The sequence below is a fragment of the Streptomyces boninensis genome (assembly GCF_048572725.1).
Taxonomy (GTDB): domain Bacteria; phylum Actinomycetota; class Actinomycetes; order Streptomycetales; family Streptomycetaceae; genus Streptomyces; species Streptomyces boninensis.
On sequence record NZ_CP183837.1, the window covers coordinates 4442323 to 4463921 of the forward strand.

Here is a 21599-nt window from a genome sequence, read left to right on the forward strand (position 1 = left end):
CCCGCAATCGTCTACAAGGGATGAAGCGAAAAGGAGGTCATACCATGAATTGGCGAAAGCGGCATCCGGTAGGGGTCGCGCTGACAGCGGGAATTCTGGCGACGACCACCGCACCGGCGGTCATGGGCGCGTCATCCTCGGGGGCGGCCCCGGTCATCGACATCGCGGTCTCGGTGGCCAAGGACGGCGGCGGGAACTTCACGTCCGCGGACGGCCCCGGGCTGGATTCCGGCGACAGCAACGGCATCGTGCGAACCCACGACACCATCCAGTACAAGGTGGATGTCAATGTCACCGGCGGCACCGCCAACAACGAGACCTTCACCCTCGAAGCCCCGGTCGGCACCGAATGGGAGCAGCTCCCTGGCACCTGCACCGGGCCCGGTTCGAAAATCGACGGGCAGCGACTCATCTGCAATCTCGGCGATCTCACCAATGCCAGCCGCAGCATCCCGGTGCTGCTCCGCGTGACCGGCGATATGCACAATGGCGACAACGTGCCGGTGTCCGCCGGGGTGACCGCCGACAACGCACCGGGCAAGGAGGTGCACGCCGACCCCGTCACCGTATCGGCGGCACCGAAATTCGACCTGAACAAGCGGGACGGCGGCATTGCCAAGCAAGAGGCCGCGGGCCCGAATGGCGAGGCGGGAGTCGTCTACGAATTCCCGATCGTGGTGGGCGCGAAGCCGCAGGACGACCCGAAGCACTCGCCGAAGCTGGGCTCCGAGCCGCTGGCCTCGCCGTTCACCTTCACCGACGACATTTCGCAGCTCCTCGACGGAAAGTCCGCGGGCGGCGCCCGGCTCTTCGACTGGACCTCACTGCCGGCCTGCGCCCCGTACCCGGCGAGCAAGGCGGGCAGCCAGCCGGCGGGCAGCGGCGGCGGCGCCAGGGGCGTGACCGAGAGCGGCACCTTCGACTGCGCGCAGTCCGGCGCGGGCGCGAACATCGACGTCACCATCACCGGCGCGGACACCAGCGCCGACCACGTACCGACCCAGACGACCAGCGGCAAGGCGGTGCCCGCCGACGAGGCGCTGGTGGTCTCCGGCTACATCAAGATCTGGATCCCGCAGGACGAGATCAACAAGGCGGCGGAGGGCAACCCCGGCGGCGCCGTGAAGATCAAGGACACCTTCACCGGGTTCGACCCCAAGTCGGTGTCCGGCCAGGACAATTACGGCTCCGGGCTGGAGCCGCTGGCCAACAACAGCAACGAGTCCAGCCTGGTGGTCAACGGCCGGCTGCTGCTGCGCAAGTGGTACGAGGACCTGGACGGCACCCCCGCCGGCACCGCCACGGACTACGAGACCGGCGACGGCTATGTCACCCCCGGCGACAAGTTCCGCAGCCGCGTCCGCGTCACCAACTCCGGCGTGGCGGCGTACGACCCGCTGTACGCCTGCGACACCTTCGACAACAAGGTCCAGACGCTGACCACGGACGCCGACGGCGCCTACGCGCTCACCAAGAACGTCAGCGGCGTGAAGATCGAGTACGCGGCCGCCGACTGGGGCAGCCCGCGCGAGATGCAGCAGGCGGACTGCAACGACGAGGACGGTCCCTGGTACGACGACCCGGCCAAGGTCCCCGGCGGCATCAAGGCGGTCGGCAAGGTCCGCTTCGTCGGCCCCCTGAAGGGCCTGACGATGGGCTACTACTACACCAACCTGCAGGTCGCGGACGGCGTCGACGACGACACCAGGCTGCGCAACTTCGGCATGACCAGGGCCCGCCAGAAGTGGGTCCACGACACCAGCGACCCGGACGAGTCGCTGGGCCGCGCGGCCGACCGGCTCACCGTGACCTCGGTGCTGACCCGCGTGAACAAGCGCGTGGTGCCGCCGGGCTCGACCCCGGAGACCGCCCCGGACCGGCCGAGCTACCAGGTCACCGCGGGCCGCACGGCCACGTACGCCCTCTACCCGACCCTCACCTCGAAGGCCAACGGGACCGGCACCCACGACGTGACGGTCGTCGACACCCTGCCCAAGTGGGTGTCGTACGCGGGCAACGCCTCCGTCGAGCCGGCGAAGGTGGAGCCCAACGAGGACGGCACGACCACGGTCACCTGGGTCCTGAAGGACCGCACGCCCAACCAGCCGATCGACCCGATCACCTTCGACGTACGGGCGAGCTCGCTGGCGCCCGAGACCACGGCCGTCAACGAGGCCGAGGTCTCCACGCCGGCCGACAGCAGCCCCGAGTCGCAGCGCGAGGCGACGCACGCGCTGCAGATCGCACACGGCGCGGCGATGGCGATCGAGAAGGAGGCGCCGGTGCCGGTCGAGAAGGTCGGCGACAACCTCAAGTACACGATGACGCTGGCCAACCGCAGTCCGCGCCCCCTGACCAACATCGACCTCATCGACGCCCTGCCGCACAACGGCGACGACCGCCGGCCGGCCACGGACTTCCGCGGCACGGTCGGCCTCGCCGAGGAGCCGGGCCCGCTCGAGGACGGCACGGTCTTCTACACCAGCGCCGACCCGGCCTCGATCAGCCTCGACCCGGACGACGAGTCCAACGCATCCGGCGGCGACACGCGCTGGTGCACCAAGGCCCAGCTCGGCTCCTCGGGCTGCCCGGCCGGCCTGGCGGAGGTGACCGGCTTCAGGATCACGGACCCGGGGCCGCTGGCGCCGAATGAGACGCACATGTACGACCTGGTGCTGCAGCCGAAGGGCAATGTGGACGGCGACGTCTACACGAACCGGACCGGGGCGCGGGCGAGCGGCCTTGCGCTGCCGGTGCAGTCGGGGGACGCGACGGTGCGGGTGATCGACGAGGGGAACGGGACGGGGGACCAGATCGACAGCCCGGCGAACCCGCCGGAGGAAGAGGACCCGCCGACCCAGGAAGTCCCGGAAGAGCCGACGCCGGAGGAGCCGACGCCGGACGAGCCGACCCCGGACGAGCCGGGCCAGGAGGAGCCGGGCCAGGAGGAGCCGGGCCAGGAGGAGCCGGACGCGCCGGGCCCGGACACCCCGGACGAGCCCACCCCGGCCGAGCCCGACGAGCCCGGCCAGCAGGACCCCGGCGAGCCCACTCCCAACGAGCCAGCCGAGCCCGCCCCGGGCAACCCGCCCGCCGAGCACCCCAAGCCCAACAACCCCCCGAAGGACAAGCCGGCAGCACCCCCCGCCCCCAAGGACGAGACTCCCTCCGACCCCGGCAGCACCCCCGCCCCCAAGGACCCGCCCCACCTGGCCGACACAGGCTTCGACACCCGTGAGTACGTCATCGGCGGTGGCATCCTCGCCCTCGCCCTGGCAGGCGCGGTGACGGCCTTCCGCCTGATGCGCCGCCAGTACTAGCGCACCGCACGAACACGACCGCGGGCCCGGCTGCCACAGCCGGGCCCGCGGTCGTTCCGTACGCCTCGTGGAACGGCAGTCAGCCGACGACTCCCGCAAGCGTCCGCCCCATCGCGGCCAGCACACCGGGCTCGACCCGGTAATACACCCACGTCCCCCGCCGCTCGGAGCTGAGCAGCCCCGCCTCCTTGAGCTTTTTCAAATGATGGGAAACGGTCGGCTGCGAAACCCCGACATCAGAGATGTCGCACACGCACGCCTCGCCCCCCTCATGCGAGGCGACCAGCGAAAACAGCCGCAGCCGCACCGGATCCCCGAGCGCCTTGAACATCACCGCGGTCCGCTCCGACTCATCGGCGGTCAGCGGCCGCTCCGTCAGCGGCGCACAGCACGGCTCCACATTCGACATGTATCTATTTTCACACACATGGAATCAGCGGCAGCGGGATGGGCCCGGTGGGGCTCACGTGAGGTCCAGCTCGCGCTTGAGGATCTTGCCCGTGGCGCCCTTGGGCAGCGCCTCGACGAGCCGGACGATGCGCGGGTACTTGTACGCGGCCACCCGCTCGCGCACGAACTCCCGGATCCCGGCTTCCGTGGCCTCCACCCCGGGCCGCAGGGCGACAGCGGCCGCGACCTCCTCGCCGAGCTCCGGGTGCGGGACGCCGACGACCGCGGCCTCGGCGACGGCCGGGTGCTCGTACAGCACCTCCTCGACCTCCCGCGGGTAGACGTTGTAGCCGCCGCGGATGACCAGGTCCTTCTTGCGGTCGACGATGGCGTAGTAGCCGTCCTCGTCGACGCGGGCGAGGTCGCCGGTGTGCAGCCAGCCGTCGCGGACCGCCGCGGCGGTGGCGTCCGGGCGGCCCCAGTAGCCCTTCATGACGTTGTGCCCGCGCACGCACAGCTCGCCCACGCCCTCGCGTACGTCCGCGAGCCGCACCTCGACGCCCTCGACCGGGGTGCCGATGGAGCCCGCCTTGCGTGGCAGGCCGGGGTGGTTGAAGGTCGCCACGGGCGAGGTCTCGGACAGGCCGTAACCCTCCAGCACCGCGCAGTCGAAGGCCTTCTCGAAGCCGTGCAGCACTTCGACGGGCAGCGAGGCGCCGCCGGAGGCGCACAGCCGCAGGGTGCCGGTGTCGTACGCGCCCGGCTGCCGCTCATGCGCGGCGAGCAGGGCCGCGTACATGGTGGGCACGCCCTGGAAGACCGTCGCCGCCCGCCCCTGGATGGTGCGCAGCACGTCCTCCGGGTCGAAGCGCGGCACCAGGGTGAGGCGGGCGCCCACGGAGACCGCGGTGTGCAGGCCGCAGGTCTGGCCGAAGGCGTGGAACAGCGGCAGGCAGCCGAGGATGGTGTCGTCGGGGGTGAGGTGGAAGAGCGACTGGGCGCAGATCTCCGCGTTCCGGGCGAGGTTGGCGTGGGTCAGCTCGGCGCCCTTGGGCGCGCCTGTGGTGCCTGACGTGTAGAGGATGACCGCCGTGTCGTCGTCCGCGCGCTCCCGTACGGGGGCCGGGTCCGGGTGGTCGGCCAGCAGGGTGGTGAGCGCGCCCGGCGCGACGGGGACGACGGTGGCGGCCGTGCCTTCGGCGCCCGCGGCGGCCTCGGCGGCGCTCGGCTCGTACGCGAAGAGCAGCACGGCGCCGGAGTCGCTGAGGTAGTGCGCGATCTCGCGCTTCTTCAGCAGCGGGTTCATGGGGACGACGACGGCGCCGGCGCGGGCCACGCCGTAGTAGAGGGCCGGGAACTCCAGCAGGTTCGGCAGCATCAGGCCGACCCGGTCGCCCGCGCGTACGCCGGTGGCGGTGAGCCGGGCCGCCACCCGGCCGGCGAGGGTGTCGAGTTCGGTGTAGGTGAGGGCCTGGTCGCCGAGTTCGACGGCGGTGCGGGGGCCGTGGGTGGTGGCGGTGCGGTGGAGCAGTTCGGCGAGGTTCACCGTTGAGCCTCTTTCGTGTCTACGGGGGCGGGTACGGGGGTCAGCCACGCAGCGCTGAGGCGAAGATGCCCGGCAGCTTGGCGAGTCCCGGTGCGGCGGTGAAGCGGGTGACGCGCGCGATGGTCGTCGTGGCGGTGCGGTTGGTGACGAAGTACGGGGGGCGCGGCGACAGCGAGGGCGAGCCGGTGAACAGGCCGCGGGGCGTGGGCGCGAAGGGCGCGCGCAGCACCGTCTTCTCGACGTCCTCCAGCATGAACGCGTTGTGCACCAGGCCGGTGCCGCTGCCGATGTCCTGGCGGGTGTGCCCGGGGTAGGCGCCCCACGGGGTGTAGCCGAGCAGGAAGCCGATGGCGGACCAGCAGTTGACGCCCAGGGTGCCGTACCGCAGCCCGGCGACGGCCGCGGCGACGGCGTCGCGGTGCGCCTTCTCGGTCTTCGGGTGGACGAGGAGGGTGGCGCCGAGGGTGCCGGGGAGGGTGTCGTTGGCGAAGTCCACGGCCTGGCGCAGGAATTCGGCGGGGGTGTCGCCGGGGAGGCGGACGACGCCGAGGGCGCTGGCGAAGACCTCGTCGGAGAGCAGGATGTCCTCCCGGCCCTCGATGTCCGGTACGAGGATCCGGCAGCTGCCCTCCCCGTCGGCGCTCGGGTGGGCCTCGGCGACGGCGGCCAGCCGGCCTTCCGCGCCGGGGTAGTAGTCGCTGCGCGGGGGCAGTTCGCGCAGCACCTTGCGGATCTCGGCGAGCAGCCGCTTGGTGCCGTCCCAGGCCTCGGGTACGACGAGGATCTGGCTGGCGACGCAGTTGTGGCCGGAGTTGTTGAGCTTGCTGGTGACGATGTGCTCGGCCTGGAAGCGGAAGTCGGCGGCGCTCCAGGGTCCCGGCGTCACGATGCAGGGGCTGATGCCGCCCAACTCGCTGCTGAACGGCTTGTCGACGAGCGGGGTGTCGGCGCGGCGGCGCTCGGCGGCCCGGTCGTCGGTGCCCCAGACGATGGCGTCGTGGGTGCGCTCGCTGCCCGTAATGTGCAGGGTGTCGACGGCCGCGTGGGTGGTCAGGTACGCGCCCGCGGCGCCGCCGCCGTCGACGAAGCGCACCCAGCCGCCGTCGATGAACTCCTGGAAGACGCGCTCGAAGTGCGGCCGCAGATAGGCGTTGACCGGGTTCATCTTGGCGATGACGACCTGGCCCTCGACGTACAGCTTGTGCAGGATGTCGAGCGGCGTGATGGCGGCGACGTTCCCTGCGCCGAGCACCAGGGCGACGGCCGGGGTGCCGGGCCGGCCGCGGTACTCGCCTGCCGCCCGCTCGCGCACCTGCGCGGCGGTGCTGCCCGGGCGCATCCACACCTCGGCCCGGAAGCCGTTGAGGAGCAGGCCGTCCCATCCGGTGGCGGGGAAGACGTCGACGACGGCGCGCCCGTCCCGCTCGTGTACGGCGGCGGCGTCGACCGGCTCCCGGCCCGCGGCGAGACGGTGCAGGACGTGCAGATAGGCACGGGTGGTCTGGGCGAGCGCCCAGGGCGCCCCGATCCAGTCCTCCGCGGCCCAGGGCGAGTCGGGGCCGTAACCCTTGGCGCGGGCGGCGTCGGCGGCCATCGCCTCGGCGCCGGCCACGATCCGCGGCAGCAGGCCTTCGAGCAGCGCGATCCGCTCGGAGAGCGGGGTCTGCGTCCAGGACTCGGCGCGGGCGGAGAGGTCGTCGAGCGCCCGGTCGAGGGGCTCGGTGTCGAGGGCGGCGGGCACGGCGGGCATGAGGGTTGCTCCTCGGTTGTACGGGCGGGTGTATCGGCGGGGGTTCAGGACGGCAGCCGCAGCGCGTCGCGCTCCGGGTCGATCAGGGCGTACGCGGCCAGCGCTCCGGCCAGCAGCAGGACGGCGGACAGCACGACGGCGCTCTGATAGCCGCCGTCCCCCTGGCGGTCGACCAGCGCGCCGACGACGGCAGGGGCGAGCAGCCCGGCGGTGGTGACGGCGGCGTTCATGGTGCCGAGCGCCCCGCCGCGGCGGGGCCCGGGCGCCAGCTCGGCGACGGTGGTGGCCGCCACGGTGGCGAACGAGCCGCCGAAGCCGAACCCGACGACCAGCAGCGCCAGCTTCGTACCGGAACCGTCGACCAGCGGCACGGCCAGGCACCCGGCGGCGCCGGTCAGCAGCAGCGCGGCGCCGACCCGGCCGCGGGCGATCCGGCTGGGCACGCCGCGGTCCATCAGCCGGCCGGTGACCATCGCCTGGCCGATGAGCGCCAAGGCGCCGACGGCCCACGGGAGCACGACCAGGGTGCCGGCCTCCGCCGAGGTGTAGCCGAGGCCGTTGCGCAGATAGGACGGCAGCCAGGCCAGCATCAGGGCCACGGTCCAGTAGCTGGTGAAGTATGCGACGGTGACGCCGATCCAGGTGCGGGTGCCGAAGATCCGGCGGTACGGGACGGGCTTCGCCTCGGTGTCCGCCGCCTGCTCCGTGGCGTCCGCCGCCGGCTTCTCCAGGCGGTACGGGCCGTCGCCGCCGAGCAGCGCCCACAGCACCGCCCACACCAGGCCGACGGCGGCCAGCACCCACAGCGAGGCCCGCCAGCCGTGATGGTCGGTGACCCAGGTCAGCGCGGGGGCCGCGGTGATCACGCCGAAGGTGACGCCGAGGGTGATGAGGGCTCCGGGAAGGTTCCGCCGGTGGTTGGGGAACCACGACAGCGCCGCCTGCTGCGCGACCGGGAACGCGGGCCCCTCGGACGCGCCGAGCACCACCCGCGAGGCGACGAGGACGGCGAGCCCGCCACCGACGGCCACCGGCACCTGGGCCACGGACCAGAGCCCGGCCATCACCAGCAGCAGCCACATCGGCCGGATCCGGTCGGCCAGCAGCCCGACGACGGCCCCGGCGACCGAGAAAAGCAGGAAGAAGGCGCTGTTGGCGAGGCCGAACTCGGTGGCGGACACGTCGAGATCGGCGCGTATATCGTCGGCGGAGAGGCCGAGGACCGCCTTGTCCGCGAAGTTGACCATCATGAAGACGACCAGCAGCGCGGTCACGGTCCAGGCGCGGCCTGTCGCCTGGACCGCGCCCGCGGCCGACTCGCGGAGGGTAGTGCCCGTCGTCATGCGAGCGGGACGCCCGCGATGGCGATGCGCTCCATCACGCGCCGCTGCGGGAAGTAGTCATTGATCGCGTAGTGCTGGGTGGCGATGTTGTCCCAGATGGCGATCGAGTCGGGCTCCCAGTGGAAGCGGACCTGGTACTCGGGGATCCGGGCCTGCAGCACCAGGATGTCGAGGAGCTCGCGGTTCTCCGCCTCCGGCAGGCCCTTGAGGTAGCGGGTGAAGGGCTCGTTGACGTACAGCGTCTTCCGGCCGCTGCGCGGGTGGCGCACCACGACCGGGTGCTCGACCTGCGGCCAGTTCTTGCGGAACGCGGCCTTCTGCTCGTCGTTCATCAGCGCGCCCCAGCTGGCCTCCCAGTCGTGGACGGCGACGAGCTCCGCGATCCGCTCCTTCAGGTCGTCGGGGAGGTTGTCGTAGGCGGCGGCCATGTCCACCCACATCGTGTCGCCGCCGGCGGCCGGCACCTCGACGGCCCGGAGCACGGAGCCGAGGGCCGGGTTGGTCATGAAGGAGTGGTCGCTGTGCCAGATGTTCTTGTTGCCGGACGCCTTGGCGTCCTTGGCCAGCCGGGAGACGCCGGCGTGCTCGGTCTTCGGGAAGAACGGGTTGGCCTCCGGCGGGCCCCAGACGCCGGCGAGGGCCAGCTGGTGCTCGGCGGTGAAGCCGGTCTGGCCGCGGAAGAAGACCACCTTCCACTCCAGCAGCGCCTGCCGCAGCTCCTCGGCGAGGTCCGCGCCGATCGGCCGGGTGAGGTCGGCGCCGCTGAGCACCGCGCCGATGTGCGGGGTGAGCGGGGTGACGTCGAGGATCTTGTACGTGGCCTGCGGGGTGCCCGGCGCCGTGCGGTCCAGCACGCGGGTGCCGTAGTGCATCAGGGGCTTGTCGAGGATCGGCTTAGGTGCAGCGGTGGTCATGGCTTCCTCCGGCGGCTCTGCCAAATTCGTTACCGGCAGTATCGATATTGAGGCAGGCCGGGGCAAGGGGGTGAGGCCATCGAGATTTCTGCCGCCGGAACGCGTGGCTCCGTCAGGGGGCCGCGAGCACCGCCCGGCCCACCAGATCGACCACGGCGTCCACCAGCGCCGCGTCCGGCTGCCGCTGCTCACCGACCATCCGGAACACCAGCGCAGCCGCCACGAGGGTCGCCGCGGCGCCGACGTCGGTGTCCGGGCGCAACTCGCCGCGGTCCACGCCGCGTTCCAGAATCCGCCGGGTCTCGGCCATGACCCGCCCGGCATACGCGCCGAACGCCCCGCGCTGCGCCCCCGCCTCGGCCGCTACGCCGATCACGCCGGCCAGCAGCCGGTCGATGCCGGGCTGCCGGTAGGCCTCCATGCGGGCGGTGAGCACGGTGCGCAGCTCTTCGCGGAAGTCCCCGAGATCCGGGACCTCAAGGGGGCCGATACGGGACTCGGCGGCGGCGATGACGAGGTCCTGCTTGGTGGACCAGCGCCGGTACATCGCCGGCTTGCTGACGCCCGCGCGGGCGGCGACGGCGTCCATGGTGACGGCGCTCATGCCGCTCTCGGCGACGATGGCGACGACGGCATCCAGCACGGCGCGGGTGACCCGCTCCTCGCGAGGACGCCCGGGCCCTCGGGCCCCACTCCGCACCTGCTGCTCCGGCATGCCCTTGACCATACGGCCCGGGGCCCTGCGGCCGGGCGGGGACCCTGGCGACGCTGGCGACCCTGGCGACCCTGGCGCGATGATCTGAACAGTGGTTCACTTCTTCGCATGGCCTACCGCAAGACCCCCGCCGAGCTGCAGCGCCTGCAATCCGCCCGCGAGCGGCTGATCCGCGAGGCCACCACCGTCGTCGCCGACATCGGCTGGGCGCAGGCGTCCGTGAGCACCGTGGCGCGGGCCGCCGGGATGTCCGCCGGGTCCGTGTACCAGCACTTCGCCTCCAAGTCCGCCCTCGCCGTCGAGGTCTTCCGGCGGGCCGCGGGCCGCGAGGTCGAGGTGCTCGCCGAGGTGCTCGGGGACGGGGGCGACCCCGCGCAGCGGCTGGCCCGCGGCGTGCAGGTCTTCGCCCGCCGCGCCATGGAGCGCCGCGGCCTCGCGTACGCCCTGCTGGCCGCCCCCGCCGAACCCGCCGTCGGCGCCGAGCGGCTGGAGTTCCGCCGCCGCTACCGCGAGCTGTTCGCCGAGGTGGTCCGCGAGGGCGTGGCCGCCGGCCAACTGCCCGTACAGGACGCCGGGGTCACCGCCGCCGCCCTGACCGGCGCCATCGGCGAGGTCCTGGTGGACCCCCTGGCCGCGCCGGAGGCGGATTCCGCCGGCGAACTCCTCACCGAACTCACCGCGCTGGCCCTGCGCTGCGCAGGCGCCACCACCAGCTGACCCGGAGGACTCCGATGCCCCTCACCGCAGACACCTCACCCCGCAGCAACCCCGCCTCCCGTACCCACGAGGTCACCAACCAGCCCCCGCCCCTGACCGGCCACGACGTCGCCGACGACGCCGTGCTGCTGGAGGGCGTACGCCGGGAGGGCGCCGCCTGGCACCTCGACGACCTGCACCGCATAGGCCGCCGCGCGGGCAGCGAGGAGGCGCAGCGCTGGGGCGACGAGGCCAACCGCCACGAGCCGGAGCTGCGCACCCACGACCGCTACGGCAACCGCATCGACGAGGTCGACTTCCACCCCTCGTACCACCACCTCCTGGACGTGGCGGTGAGCGAAGGCCTGGCCGGCGCCGCCTGGGCCGACGACCGCCCCGGCGCCCATGTCGCCCGCGCGGCGGGCTTCATGGTGTGGAGCACCACCGACGCGGGCCACAGCTGCCCGGTCTCGATGACGTACGCCGTCGTGCCCGCGCTGCGCGCCGCGCCCGAGCTGGCGAAGGTGTACGAGCCGCTGCTCACCAGCCGGGTGTACGAGCCCGGCCTGACGGCGCCGGCCGGCAAGCGCGGCCTGCTGGCCGGGATGGGCATGACGGAGAAGCAGGGCGGCACCGACGTCCGCGCGAACACGACGGCCGCGGTCGAGCAGCCCGACGGCACGTACCGGCTGCGCGGCCACAAGTGGTTCACCAGCGCCCCGATGAACGACCTCTTCCTGGTCCTGGCCCAGGCTCCCGGCGGGCTGTCCTGCTTCCTGGTCCCGCGGGTCCTGCCCGACGGCAGCCGCAACACCTTCCGTATCCAGCGGCTGAAGGACAAGCTCGGCAACCGCTCCAATGCGTCGTCGGAGCCGGAGTTCGACGACACCGTGGCCTGGCTGGTCGGCGCGGAGGGCCAGGGCGTACGCACGATCATCGAGATGGTCACGATGACCCGGCACGACTGCATCCTGGGCTCTGCGGCCGGAATGCGCTCCGCGCTGACCCATGCCGCCCACCACACCCGGCACCGCTCGGTCTTCGGCGCCAAGCTCATCGACCAGCCGCTGATGCGCAATGTCCTCGCCGACCTGTCGCTCGAGTCCGAGGCCGCCACCACCCTGGCGCTGCGCATCGCCGGCGCCGGCGACCGCGCCCACCGCGGCGACGCGGGCGAGCGGGCCTTCCTGCGGCTGGCCACCGCCGTCGGCAAGTACTGGGTCTGCAAGCGCCAGCCCGCCGTCGTCGCCGAAGCCCTCGAATGCCTCGGCGGCAACGGCTACGACGAAGCCTCCGGCATGCCCCGCCGCTACCGCGAGGCCCCGCTCAACGGCATCTGGGAAGGCTCGGGCAACGTCAACGCCCTCGACGTCCTGCGCGCCTTGACCCGCGAGCCGGAGTCCCTGGACGCCTTCCGCACCGAAGTGGAGACCGCCGCAGGCGCCGACCCGCGCCTCGACACGGCATGGCGCGAGGTCCTGACCGAACTCTCCCGCCCGGAAGACGCCCAGCTACGAGCCCGCCACCTGGTGGAACGCATGGCCCTGACCCTCCAGGCCTCCCTCCTCGTACGCCACGCCCCCCACCCCCTCGCCGACGCCTTCTGCACCTCCCGCCTCGCCGGCAACCAGGGCCTGACCTTCGGCACACTCCCCACCACCACCAACCTGACGGCAGCACTGGACCGCATCCCAGGCCCACCCGCCTGACCGCGCACCCGGCGCCCACATGCCGGACCATGTCACCGCCTGTCGCGTGCTGGGCCCGACGGCGGGCGGTGGCGCCGTACCACCGTCAGAACGCGAGGTCAGCCCAGGTGATGTCAAGGCTGAAGGGCTCGGGGAAGACGATTCCCAGACCTTCCGGTTCCCACTCCCCCACCGGGATGTACAGGGCCGGACGCAGCGGCTTGACGGCAAGCCCGGCGACGGGTGCCTTCGCCAGCTCGTAAGCACGTACCGCGGTGATGTCCCAGGTCCCGGACGAATCGAGTTCGACCTCCCAGTACCAGGGGATGCCGCCGTCAGCGTACCGAGCCATCTTCCAGGCGCGGCGCTTGGGAGTGTCCGAGCCCGACAGGACTTCTCCCGCCAGGACGACATCGCCCACGAACGTGTCAGCGCCGCGGGGCAGGCAGCGGCGGATGAGGAAGTCCGGGGTGAGGAAGCTGGACTTGTCGGGGTTGAAGAACACGTTGGTCTCCACCTCGACCTGCCAGCAGCGCTGCCCGCCGTCAGGCGCGTCACCCCGCATGGCCTGCCGGGCGCCGGCTTCAAGGGCGTTGCACATGCGCCGGGCAAAGCGCTGGTGCTCCACGGGGCCGCGCCGGTTCCAGATCACCCTCCGGTCCCAGAGCTCGATCTCGGCCGCGATGCCCTCGGGGAATCTTTGGAGTTCCTCCCAGCTCAGGAACTCCGGGAGGCCGTCACCCGGTGCATTGAGCGGTTCCGGTGACATGCCGCCTCCCGTGCCTGAACACCCATCGCCCACAGGCTACTGGAAGAGCGGTGCCGGCATGCTCGTCCCGTTGTCACCGCGGTCCGGGTGCTTCCCGAGTACGGCGCCGCGGGTCAGCTGCCGGGCCGGCTGATCCCGGAGCGGCCGTCGCCCAGGGTGAGGTCGCCGGTGAGGATGTCGCGGGCGGTGTCGAGGATGGGCCTGCTGTGGCGGTAGGCGTGGGCGCGGATTCGGATGAGGGCGTCGGCGGGTGGAAGGTCGAGTTGGACGGCGAGCATGCCGGTGGCCTGGTGCACCACCGCGCGGTGCAGATGGCTGACGTCGGTGAGCGGGGCGGCGCCGTCCGGCCGGGTGGCCAGGTCGGCGAGCAGGTGGGTGAGGGTCAGGCTCAGGGCGACGGCGTCGGTGGTCTGCTGCGGGGTGAGGAGGCCGGGGGTGGTGCGATGGCCGGTGACGGCGCCGAGGTGGATCAGCCCGAGGCTGAGCGGGAAGGCGAAGACGGCTCGGACGCCGAGCTTATGCAGGCCCGGCAGCAGGTCGGGCCAGCGGCCGTCGGGCGAGACGGTGAGGTCGGGCTCGAGGACCGGCTGGTGGGTGCGGGCGGCGTCCTGGGCGGGGCCCTGGCCCTGGGCGAACTGCAGGTCGTCGAGTTCGGCGGCGATGCCGGTGGTGTGGCGGAGGAGTTCGGTGGTGCCGTTGCCGCGGTTGACGGACACCGCGAGACCGTCGAGGCCGGGCGGTGGCGCAGGCGGTCAGGGTCCCGGCGGGGATGAGGCCGCTGGGTCGGGTGGGTGCGGCGAGCCGGCGCAGGTGGTGGGCCATGTGCGGGCTGATGGACATGGCGCTAGCCGGTTTCCGGCGCCCTGGCGGGGTCGAGGCCGTCGAGGACGACCGCGCGGGCGATGTCGGCCAGCCGGCGCCGGTGGTGGCGGGCGTAACGGCGCAGGCGGTGGAAGGCTTCCTCGATGCCGATCCGGTGGCGTGCCGCGAGGGCGCCCTTGGCCTGCTCGATGATGATCCGGGAGTTCAACGCGGCCTGCAGGTGGGTGGCGACATCCGTCTGTTCGTGGACGGCGCGCTGCTGCAGGATGCCGATGGTGGCGGTGTCGGCCAGGGCCTGTGCCAGCCGCAGTTGGGCGGCGTCCAGTGGTTCGGGACGGTCGCGGAAGAGCGAGAGCGCGCCGATGACCTCGGCGCGCAGCCGCAGCGGCGTAGCGGCGACGGAGGCGAAGCCCAGCGCGCGGGCGTCCGGGGCGAAGCGGGGCCAGCTGACGTCCGCCCGCGGATCGTCGAGAGCGCGGCCCGGGACGGGCTTGCCGGAGCGGTAGCAGTCACGGCAGGGGCCTTCGGCCCAGTCGATGGAGTCCAGTTCCAGCCTGTGGGTGCGCTCGTCGGAGGCGGCGGCTTCCAGCAGTACGCCACCGGGGGCGGCGAGGACCACGCCGGCGGCGCAGACGTCGAGCAGCTCCGTCACGTGCTCGGTGAGGGAGTGCAGAAAGGCGATGACGTCGAAGTCACCGACCAGGGTGTCGGCGAGATCGATGAATGCGGCGGCAAGCCGCTCCTCGCGGGGCATGGCGGACATCAGGTCGCTTCCCAGGTGGGTGACCGGCGGGCGGCCGGCGTCCTTGTCGGCGCGGGATGAGTTGAAGGCGGACGCCGGCCGCACCGCAAGGCTAGGGCGGGGACCTGGGCGCCCGCATGCTCCAAATGGGCTGATTCCCCCCGTGGTTACGGGACGGGTGCCCGCAGCAGCCCGGACCTGGCGGCGATGACGACCGCCTCCAACTGGCTGTGCGCGCCCAGCTTCGCCATGACCCGCTTCACATGGCCACGCGCGGTGTGCGGGCTGACCACCAGCAGCCCGGCTATCGCCCGCGGGCCGAGCCCGCGGGCCATCAGCCGCAGGACCTCCCGCTCCCGAGCGGTGAGCTCGCCGCGGCCGTAACCCGGCCGCGGCGGCGCCTCGCCCGGTGCCGGGCCGAGCGCCGCGACAAGGAGGCCGAGCGTCGACTCCCCGATATACATCGGCCCGTCCGCGGGGGCCCGGATGGCCGCGAGCACAGTGGCAAACGCGCTGTCATTGGCGAGGAATCCGGCCGCCCCCGCCGCAGCCCCGGCCACCAGCCGGCGGGGGTCGGTATCCGCGGTGAGCAGGAGTACCCGGATGCGGGGGGAGTGCGCTGCCCTGATCCGCCGGGTGCCCTCGATGCCGTCGGCGCCCGGCAGATGGATGTCCATCAGCACCACATCGGGGTTGCGCTCGGCGACAAGCGGCAGGGCCTCCTCGACGGTCGCCACCGCGCCGGCGCATTCGAGATCGGGCTGCGCCCCGATCGCGATCTCCAGCGCGTCCGCCAGCGTTCTCTCGTCCTCGACCACAAGCACCCGGATCATGGCAAACCCCTGCCGAAGCCCCGAACAGCGGCCTCTTGCCCGAGAGTAGCCTCTTGTCGCCCATGAGGGCCCCATCCGGCTCTGGCCGGTGCCACCGGCGCTCCGTAAGCTGAGACGTGAGGCAGCCATACGGCGGAGGCTTCGCGATGGACAGCGCCGACGACGACCCGCACCCGTATCCGCACCGCGAACCGGCCACGTACGCCTTCACCCTCTTCGTGGCCGGGGCCACGGAGCGCTCCGACGCCGCGCGGTCGAACCTGAGAGCGCTGTGCGCGTCCCTCCTCCCGGGCGGTTACGAGATCACCGTAATCGACGTCACGGAACAGCCCGAACTCGCCGAGGACCACCACATCCTGGCGACGCCCACGGTCATCAGGCGCGCTCCGCTCCCGTCGCGGCGCGTTATCGGTGACCTGTCCGACCAGCGCCGCGCCGCACTCGCGCTCGGGTTACCGGAACCGGGATTGCCGGAACCGGGCGAGAAGTCCCAGCAGAAGGGGCAGGGACGATGACTGCCATCGACGGCATCCCAAGACTCCCCACCGGTATCAGCGGATTCGACCAGATCGCGATCGGCGGACTGCCCGCCGGACGTGCCACGCTGGTGGCCGGCTCGACCGGCAGCGGGAAGACCCTGTTCGCCATGGAGTTCCTCGCGCGCGGAGTGGAAAGCCACGGCGAGCCCGGGGTATTCGTCACCTTCGAGGAGCGCCCCGAGGACATCCGGACCAACGTCGCTTCCCTCGGCTTTCCGATCGCGGAGTGGGAGGAGAGCAGCAGGTGGGCGTTCGTCGACGCCTCGGCGAGCATCCTCCAGGACGCGCCGACGGTCGGGGACTACGACCTGGGCGCCCTGGCCGCGCGGATCGCGCACGCCGTCCGGAAGGTCGGCGCCCGGCGCGTCGCACTCGACTCGATCGGCGCGGTCCTCACCCACTTCACCGGCATCGGGGTCGTACGCCATGAGCTGTACCGGATCGTCTCGGTCCTGGAACCGCTCGGTGTGACCATCGTGGTCACCGCGGAGCGCGGCGCGGAGTACAACAGCGTGTCGCGCTTCGGCGTCGAGGAGTTCGTCCTGGACAACGTCATCATCCTGCGCAACGTCCTGCGCATGGAGCGGCGCCGCCGGACCATCGAGATCGTCAAGTTCCGGGGCACCACGCACCGTACCGGCGAATGGCTCTTCACCATCGGCCCGAGCGAAGGCATCGTCGTCATGCCGCTCGCCTTCCTGCAGCCGCGCGAGCGCGCGTCGACCGAACGTGTCTCCTCGGGCAACCCCGGCCTGGACGCGATGTGCGGCGGCGGCTTCTTCCGGGACTCGGTCGTGCTGCTCACCGGCCCGACCGGCACCGGCAAGACGCTGACCAGCCTGTTCTTCGCGGCCAACGCGGTGGCCGCCGGTGAGCGCTGTCTGCTGCAGAGCTTCGACGAGACCCGCGAACAGCTCGGCCGCAACGCCGCCGGCTGGGGACTCGACCTCGCCGCCATGGAGGCTTCCGGCCTGCTGCGCGTCGTGTCCGAGTACCCCGAAGTGGCCTCGCCCGAGGAGCAGTTCCTGCGCGTACGGCGCCTCATCGAGGAATTCCACCCCACCCGCGTGGTGATCGACACGCTCTCCGCGCTCGAACGCGTGGTGAGCCCACGCGCGCTGCTGGACTTCGTCATCTCCCTGGGCGCAGTGCTGCGCCACCACGAGATCACGACGCTGCTCACCTCGGCGCCCACCGGGCGAGTCACCCCCACCGTCACACCGGCCATCGCGATGGAGGTCGCCAGCCTGACGGATGTGACGATCCTGCTGCGCTACGTGGAGGCACAGGGCGAGATCCAGCGCGGCATCGCCGTCCTGCAGACCCGCGGCTCCGCCCACGACCACGCCATCCGCCAGTACGCGATCGACGACACCGGCATGCACATCGGCGACCCGATGCGCAGCCTCTCCAGCATCCTCGGCTCCGCTTACCCGGAGTCCAGCGGCGCGTCGTCAGGCGAAGCACCCCAGAGCCGGTGGCCTGTTCCGGACCCCGACGCCGGCCGAGACGACTGACCACGATGACCGGGCGATACGGGCTGAATGAGCCGAGTGAGCCGTCCGGCTACCCGAGCGCGGCCGTCGTCGCGGCGGCGCCCGACGGCATCGTCGCGGTCGGCGAGGACGGGATCATCCGGCTCTGCAACCCGGCCGCCGCCGTACTGTTCGGCCGGACGCCGGGCGAACTCGTCGGCCTGCCCTTCGGCTTCCCGGTCACGGCCGACGGTCCTGCCGAGATCGACCTGGTGGTGCCGTCGGGCTCGGGACGCGTGGTCGAGATGCGGGTCACGGCCACCCGCGCGTCCGGTGAACGCCTCCACATCGCGACGCTGCGGGACGTCACGGAGCGGCGCCGGGCGCAGCGGGACCTGGAGACAGTCCTGTCCCGGCAAGACATGGTGATCGCGGTCACCGCACACGAACTGCGGCACCCGCTGGCCACGATCGGCGTGCTCGCCCACACCCTGCGGGACGCGGACGGGAGCCTGACCGACGAACGGCGCTTGGACCTCACGAACCGCATCATCGACTGCACCGCGCGGCTGCAGAGCCTCGTACGCAGGCACCTGACGGCGGCCCGGATCGACGCCGAGGCCACACCGGCCACCACCCCGCAGCCCGTCCCCGTCCTGGAGTTCATCCTGGAACAGCTCGGTGCGCTGCACGAGGACGCCCCGGAGGTGGAGGTGTCCTGCGCCCTGGACGTGGTGGCGTACGCGGACCGCGGCGACCTGTCGGAAATGCTGCTCAACTACCTCGAAAACGCCTTCACCCACGGCAGCCCGCCGGTCCGCATCCGCGTCACCACGTCCGCACACCACATCGACATCCGCGTCCAGGACGCCGGCCCCGGCGTACCGGACGACCTCCTGCCGCACCTCTTCACCCGCTTCAGCCGCACCCCCGGTGCGTCGCCCGCACGCCAGGGCACCGGCCTGGGCCTGTGGATCGTCCGCGCCCTCGCCCGCGCGGGCGGCGGCGACGCCTGGTACGAACCCCGGACACGACCGGACGCCGGCTTCCACCTGCGCCTGCCGCGCCCCCCACCGAAGCCCCCGCAGAGCTGACCCCGCGAGCCCGCCCTTCACACCGCCGCGCACCGGCTCGGAATATGCAAAACCCCAGGTCGGAAGGTCTTGACCTGGGGTTGACGAGCCTCGTATCGGAGTCGAACCGATGACCTACGCATTACAAGTGCGTTGCTCTGGCCAGCTGAGCTAACGAGGCGGGTGGGGCCAGTCTAACGGGCGGTGTGGTTGGCCGGGCCAGGGGATTTCTCTCCCTCCGGGGTACTGACAAGCGCGTACCCGCCGGGTTACCGTCACGGGAGTCCGCGGGAGTGGACTACACCACATCACCCTTTACTCGGATCGTCCGGCACGTTCCTGCCGGTGAAGGAGACAACAGCATGGCTACGGTCAGCTTCGAAAAGGCGACCCGCATATACCCCGGGTCCGACACCCCCGCCGTCGACGGGCTCGACATCGACATCGAGGACGGCGAGTTTCTCGTCCTCGTCGGCCCCTCCGGCTGTGGAAAGTCCACCTCCCTGCGCATGCTCGCCGGGCTCGAGGACGTCAACAGCGGCACCATCCGGATCGGCGACCGCGACGTGACGCACCTGCCGCCGAAGGACCGGGACATCGCGATGGTGTTCCAGAACTACGCGCTGTACCCGCACATGTCCGTCGCCGACAACATGGGCTTCGCGCTCAAGATCGCCGGCGTGCCGAAGGCGGAGATCCGGCAGAAGGTCGAGGACGCGGCCAAGATCCTGGACCTCACCGACTACCTCGCCCGTAAGCCGAAGGCGCTCTCCGGCGGTCAGCGGCAGCGTGTCGCCATGGGTCGCGCCATCGTCCGTGAGCCGCAGGTCTTCCTCATGGACGAGCCGCTGTCCAACCTGGACGCGAAGCTGCGTGTCCAGACCCGTACGCAGATCGCCGGGCTGCAGCGCCGCCTCGGCATCACCACCGTGTACGTCACCCACGACCAGGTCGAGGCCATGACCATGGGCGACCGCGTGGCCGTGCTCAAGGACGGTCTGCTGCAGCAGGTCGACACCCCGCGCGCCATGTACGACCACCCCGCCAACCTCTTCGTCGCCGGCTTCATCGGCTCCCCCGCCATGAACCTGGTCGAGGTCCCGATCACCGACGGCGGCGTCAAGTTCGGCAACAGTGTGGTGCCCGTCGACCGCGACGCCCTCTCCACCGCCTCCGACAAGGGCGACACCACCGTCACCGTGGGCGTCCGTCCCGAGCACTTCGACATCGCCAACGGCGACGGGGCCGCCCTCTCGAAGGACGAGCCGGCCGGTCTCCCCGTGTCCGTGAACGTCGTCGAGGAGCTCGGCGCCGACGCGTACGTCTACGGCACCGCCAAGGTCGGCGGCGAGGACAAGGACCTGGTGGTCCGCGTCAGCGGCCGTAACGTGCCGATGAAGGGCGAGACGCTGAACGTCGTCCCGCGCGGTGGCGAGACGCACGTCTTCTCCACCTCGTCCGGCGAGCGCCTCGGCTGAGGCACAGCAACCGCAGACGGCGGCGCCGCACCCTCGGGGGGTGCGGCGCCGCCCGCGTTTCCGGGTGGGCGGGAACGTCATTCTGTCGACAAATCCCCCGTAGGTGTCGCACAGCGTCAACACCGAATTCGAAAACCCCGGAAAATGGCCACTCATCAGGGTGACCGAATGTCGCCATATCACTACCGGTCGCTACGATCGCCTGCGTGAATCAGGCAGCCCGCCGCATCGGCAGAACTCTCGCGTTCGTACTCCCCGTCGTCCTCGTCCTCTCGGGGACCCTGGCCGTGGCCACCGTGCCGTGGACCGAGTCGTCACACAGCGACTCACAGCTTCTCGCCTCCGCGGAGAAGGCCTCCAGCAAGGCCGGCTCCCGCGCCCCGCAGGACATCCTGCGCGACCGGCTGCTCGCCGAGCTGCAGCAGCAGGACCCGGCCGCGGCCCTCACCGAGCTGCAGCGCGCCACCACCGCGCGGCCTTCACTGGCGAAGCACTGCGCGAGCATCGCCCGCTCGCTGGGCCGGGCCGCGGTCGCGAAATACGGGCCCGTGCAGGCGCAGAAGTTCTCCCGCCCGGTCTGCGATACGGCCTTCGCCTCCGGGGTCGCAGCGGGGCACTGAAGCCCCGCCCTGCGCCCGCCTGGGCCCTCTCCCAGCCCACGTACATCTGCTCCCCCGCCCCGCCCGGTAAGCACGCCATAAACCGGACGGGGCGGAGTCGTACGCTCCGCGGATAAGGTGCCGTCCATGACCGCCCATCCCGCAGCGCGCCCGACACAGGCCGTCGTCCTGGCAGGCGGCCAGGGCTCGCGGCTCCGCCCGTACACCGACGACCGTCCGAAGCCGATGGTCGAGATCCCCGGCACCGGCACCCCGATCATCGGCCATCAGCTGGCCTGGCTGGCCGCCGAGGGCGTCACGGACGCCGTGGTGTCCTGCGGCCATCTCGCCGAGGTGCTGCAGGAGTGGCTGGACGCCACCGAGCTGCCGCTGACGGTCACCACGGTCGTGGAGACCGAGCCGCTGGGCCGCGGCGGCGGCCTCAAGTACGCGGCGGCGTCGCTGCCCCGCGACGACGAGCCCTGGTACGCCACCAACGGAGACATCTGGACCCGCTTCAGCCTCCGCGAGATGGCCGACTTCCACCACGAGCGGGACGCGGACGCCACCCTCGCGCTGGCCCGGCCCCGGATCCCCTGGGGCGCCGTGGAGACGGACCGCTTCGGCCACGTCCTGGACTTCATCGAGGCGCCGCCGTCCCCGTATCTGATCAACGCGGGCGTCTACGTCTTCTCCGCCGCCTTTACGAAGATGCTGCCGGACCGCGGCGACCACGAGCGCACCACCTTCCCGCGGCTGGCGCGGGAGCGGCGGCTGGCGGGCTGGCAGATCCCGCAGGGAGCGTACTGGCGGGCCATCGACACGGCGAAGGACCTGACGGAGGCCGCGAAGGAGCTGGCGCTCGGCGGCAAGCAGGAGGAGTAAGGAGGGTCCGGGGGCATCGCCC

19 protein-coding genes and 1 tRNA gene are annotated in these 21599 nt (G+C 71.9%); 9 read left to right on the top strand and 11 right to left on the bottom strand.

All coding sequences use genetic code 11. From position 1 onward, the window contains the following. Positions 1 to 44 precede the first annotated feature (44 nt). Complete coding sequence (locus ACNNMR_RS20130) at positions 45 to 3320, top strand: hypothetical protein (RefSeq protein ID WP_419996032.1); 3276 nt, start codon at positions 45 to 47, stop codon at positions 3318 to 3320. Between the two features lie 79 nt (positions 3321 to 3399). On the opposite strand, the gene ACNNMR_RS20135 is transcribed toward ACNNMR_RS20130, so the two are convergent. The 6 genes from ACNNMR_RS20135 to ACNNMR_RS20160 form a co-directional block, all read right to left on the bottom strand. Further along, positions 3400 to 3729: an ArsR/SmtB family transcription factor gene (locus ACNNMR_RS20135; protein ID WP_419996033.1), complete on the bottom strand. Its 330-nt coding sequence runs from the start codon at positions 3727 to 3729 to the stop codon at positions 3400 to 3402. Positions 3730 to 3783: 54 nt separating this feature from the next. Then, the gene (locus ACNNMR_RS20140) at positions 3784 to 5256 is read right to left on the bottom strand and encodes a long-chain-fatty-acid--CoA ligase (protein ID WP_419996034.1); all 1473 of its coding nucleotides are present in this window, start codon (positions 5254 to 5256) and stop codon (positions 3784 to 3786) included. A gap of 40 nt (positions 5257 to 5296) precedes the next feature. After that, positions 5297 to 7006, bottom strand: a complete 1710-nt coding sequence (locus ACNNMR_RS20145) for an aldehyde dehydrogenase family protein (RefSeq protein WP_419996035.1) — start codon at positions 7004 to 7006, stop codon at positions 5297 to 5299. A gap of 44 nt (positions 7007 to 7050) precedes the next feature. Beyond that, positions 7051 to 8349 (bottom strand): MFS transporter, encoded by a 1299-nt coding sequence (locus tag ACNNMR_RS20150; RefSeq protein ID WP_419996036.1) that lies wholly within the window; start codon positions 8347 to 8349, stop codon positions 7051 to 7053. Further along, positions 8346 to 9263, bottom strand: coding sequence for a TauD/TfdA dioxygenase family protein (locus ACNNMR_RS20155; RefSeq protein WP_419996037.1), 918 nt, complete (start codon positions 9261 to 9263; stop codon positions 8346 to 8348). Before ACNNMR_RS20155 ends, ACNNMR_RS20150 begins: the two co-directional genes overlap by 4 nt. Before the next feature lie 112 nt (positions 9264 to 9375). Beyond that, positions 9376 to 9978 (bottom strand): TetR/AcrR family transcriptional regulator, encoded by a 603-nt coding sequence (locus ACNNMR_RS20160; RefSeq protein WP_419996038.1) that lies wholly within the window; start codon positions 9976 to 9978, stop codon positions 9376 to 9378. A 108-nt stretch (positions 9979 to 10086) separates the two neighbouring features. Between ACNNMR_RS20160 and ACNNMR_RS20165 the strand changes: the two genes are divergently transcribed. Next, a complete protein-coding gene (locus tag ACNNMR_RS20165; RefSeq protein ID WP_419996039.1) occupies positions 10087 to 10695 on the top strand; it encodes a TetR family transcriptional regulator in 609 nt (202 codons plus the stop codon). Between the two features lie 14 nt (positions 10696 to 10709). Continuing rightward, positions 10710 to 12383, top strand: a complete 1674-nt coding sequence (locus ACNNMR_RS20170) for an acyl-CoA dehydrogenase family protein (RefSeq protein ID WP_419996040.1) — start codon at positions 10710 to 10712, stop codon at positions 12381 to 12383. 85 nt (positions 12384 to 12468) lie between these two features. Here the strand turns inward: ACNNMR_RS20170 and ACNNMR_RS20175 are convergent, their stop codons facing one another. From ACNNMR_RS20175 to ACNNMR_RS20190, 4 genes are all read right to left on the bottom strand, one after another. Further along, entirely contained in the window at positions 12469 to 13131 is a 663-nt protein-coding gene (locus ACNNMR_RS20175) for a Uma2 family endonuclease (protein ID WP_419996041.1), read from the bottom strand. A 113-nt stretch (positions 13132 to 13244) separates the two neighbouring features. Next, positions 13245 to 13847, bottom strand: a complete 603-nt coding sequence (locus ACNNMR_RS20180; protein ID WP_419996042.1) for an ANTAR domain-containing protein — start codon at positions 13845 to 13847, stop codon at positions 13245 to 13247. 128 nt (positions 13848 to 13975) lie between these two features. Continuing rightward, entirely contained in the window at positions 13976 to 14800 is an 825-nt protein-coding gene (locus ACNNMR_RS20185; RefSeq protein ID WP_419996043.1) for a GAF and ANTAR domain-containing protein, read from the bottom strand. Between the two features lie 62 nt (positions 14801 to 14862). Beyond that, a complete protein-coding gene (locus ACNNMR_RS20190; protein WP_419996044.1) occupies positions 14863 to 15528 on the bottom strand; it encodes a response regulator transcription factor in 666 nt (221 codons plus the stop codon). A 146-nt stretch (positions 15529 to 15674) separates the two neighbouring features. Here ACNNMR_RS20190 and ACNNMR_RS20195 point away from each other — a divergent pair, with 146 nt between their 5' ends. From ACNNMR_RS20195 to ACNNMR_RS20205, 3 genes are read left to right on the top strand one after another with little or no spacing between them, the layout of a single operon-like run. Beyond that, a complete protein-coding gene (locus tag ACNNMR_RS20195; protein WP_419996045.1) occupies positions 15675 to 16043 on the top strand; it encodes a circadian clock KaiB family protein in 369 nt (122 codons plus the stop codon). Continuing rightward, positions 16040 to 17584, top strand: a complete 1545-nt coding sequence (kaiC, locus tag ACNNMR_RS20200) for a circadian clock protein KaiC (RefSeq protein ID WP_419996046.1) — start codon at positions 16040 to 16042, stop codon at positions 17582 to 17584. Before ACNNMR_RS20195 ends, kaiC begins: the two co-directional genes overlap by 4 nt. Positions 17585 to 17589: 5 nt before the next feature. Beyond that, entirely contained in the window at positions 17590 to 18636 is a 1047-nt protein-coding gene (locus ACNNMR_RS20205) for a PAS domain-containing sensor histidine kinase (RefSeq protein WP_419996047.1), read from the top strand. An 86-nt stretch (positions 18637 to 18722) separates the two neighbouring features. On the opposite strand, the gene ACNNMR_RS20210 is transcribed toward ACNNMR_RS20205, so the two are convergent. Beyond that, positions 18723 to 18796: transfer RNA gene (locus tag ACNNMR_RS20210), tRNA-Thr, on the bottom strand. A gap of 181 nt (positions 18797 to 18977) precedes the next feature. On the opposite strand from ACNNMR_RS20210, the gene ACNNMR_RS20215 reads away from it, so the two are divergent. From ACNNMR_RS20215 to ACNNMR_RS20225, 3 genes are all read left to right on the top strand, one after another. After that, positions 18978 to 20093 carry an ABC transporter ATP-binding protein gene (locus ACNNMR_RS20215; RefSeq protein ID WP_419996048.1) on the top strand — a complete coding sequence of 372 codons (1116 nt, stop codon included), beginning with the start codon at positions 18978 to 18980 and terminating at the stop codon, positions 20091 to 20093. Positions 20094 to 20299: 206 nt separating this feature from the next. Then, positions 20300 to 20713: a hypothetical protein gene (locus ACNNMR_RS20220; protein ID WP_419996049.1), complete on the top strand. Its 414-nt coding sequence runs from the start codon at positions 20300 to 20302 to the stop codon at positions 20711 to 20713. Between the two features lie 126 nt (positions 20714 to 20839). Continuing rightward, positions 20840 to 21577 (top strand): nucleotidyltransferase family protein, encoded by a 738-nt coding sequence (locus ACNNMR_RS20225; protein WP_419996050.1) that lies wholly within the window; start codon positions 20840 to 20842, stop codon positions 21575 to 21577. The last annotated feature ends 22 nt before the right edge of the window (positions 21578 to 21599 follow it).

Bases quoted from the DNA above. Each gene is read 5' to 3' on its own strand.
- ACNNMR_RS20195 (WP_419996045.1), top strand. From the start codon at position 15,675: ATGGACAGCGCCGACGACGACCCGCACCCGTATCCGCACCGCGAACCG.
- ACNNMR_RS20155 (WP_419996037.1), bottom strand. From the start codon at position 9,263: ATGACCACCGCTGCACCTAAGCCGATCCTCGACAAGCCCCTGATGCAC.
- ACNNMR_RS20225 (WP_419996050.1), top strand. From the start codon at position 20,840: ATGACCGCCCATCCCGCAGCGCGCCCGACACAGGCCGTCGTCCTGGCA.
- ACNNMR_RS20130 (WP_419996032.1), top strand. From the start codon at position 45: ATGAATTGGCGAAAGCGGCATCCGGTAGGGGTCGCGCTGACAGCGGGA.
- ACNNMR_RS20205 (WP_419996047.1), top strand. From the start codon at position 17,590: ATGACCGGGCGATACGGGCTGAATGAGCCGAGTGAGCCGTCCGGCTAC.
- kaiC (WP_419996046.1), top strand. From the start codon at position 16,040: ATGACTGCCATCGACGGCATCCCAAGACTCCCCACCGGTATCAGCGGA.
- ACNNMR_RS20175 (WP_419996041.1), bottom strand. From the start codon at position 13,131: ATGTCACCGGAACCGCTCAATGCACCGGGTGACGGCCTCCCGGAGTTC.
- ACNNMR_RS20145 (WP_419996035.1), bottom strand. From the start codon at position 7,006: ATGCCCGCCGTGCCCGCCGCCCTCGACACCGAGCCCCTCGACCGGGCG.
- ACNNMR_RS20170 (WP_419996040.1), top strand. From the start codon at position 10,710: ATGCCCCTCACCGCAGACACCTCACCCCGCAGCAACCCCGCCTCCCGT.
- ACNNMR_RS20215 (WP_419996048.1), top strand. From the start codon at position 18,978: ATGGCTACGGTCAGCTTCGAAAAGGCGACCCGCATATACCCCGGGTCC.
- ACNNMR_RS20160 (WP_419996038.1), bottom strand. From the start codon at position 9,978: ATGCCGGAGCAGCAGGTGCGGAGTGGGGCCCGAGGGCCCGGGCGTCCT.
- ACNNMR_RS20135 (WP_419996033.1), bottom strand. From the start codon at position 3,729: ATGTCGAATGTGGAGCCGTGCTGTGCGCCGCTGACGGAGCGGCCGCTG.
- ACNNMR_RS20165 (WP_419996039.1), top strand. From the start codon at position 10,087: ATGGCCTACCGCAAGACCCCCGCCGAGCTGCAGCGCCTGCAATCCGCC.
- ACNNMR_RS20190 (WP_419996044.1), bottom strand. From the start codon at position 15,528: ATGATCCGGGTGCTTGTGGTCGAGGACGAGAGAACGCTGGCGGACGCG.
- ACNNMR_RS20150 (WP_419996036.1), bottom strand. From the start codon at position 8,349: ATGACGACGGGCACTACCCTCCGCGAGTCGGCCGCGGGCGCGGTCCAG.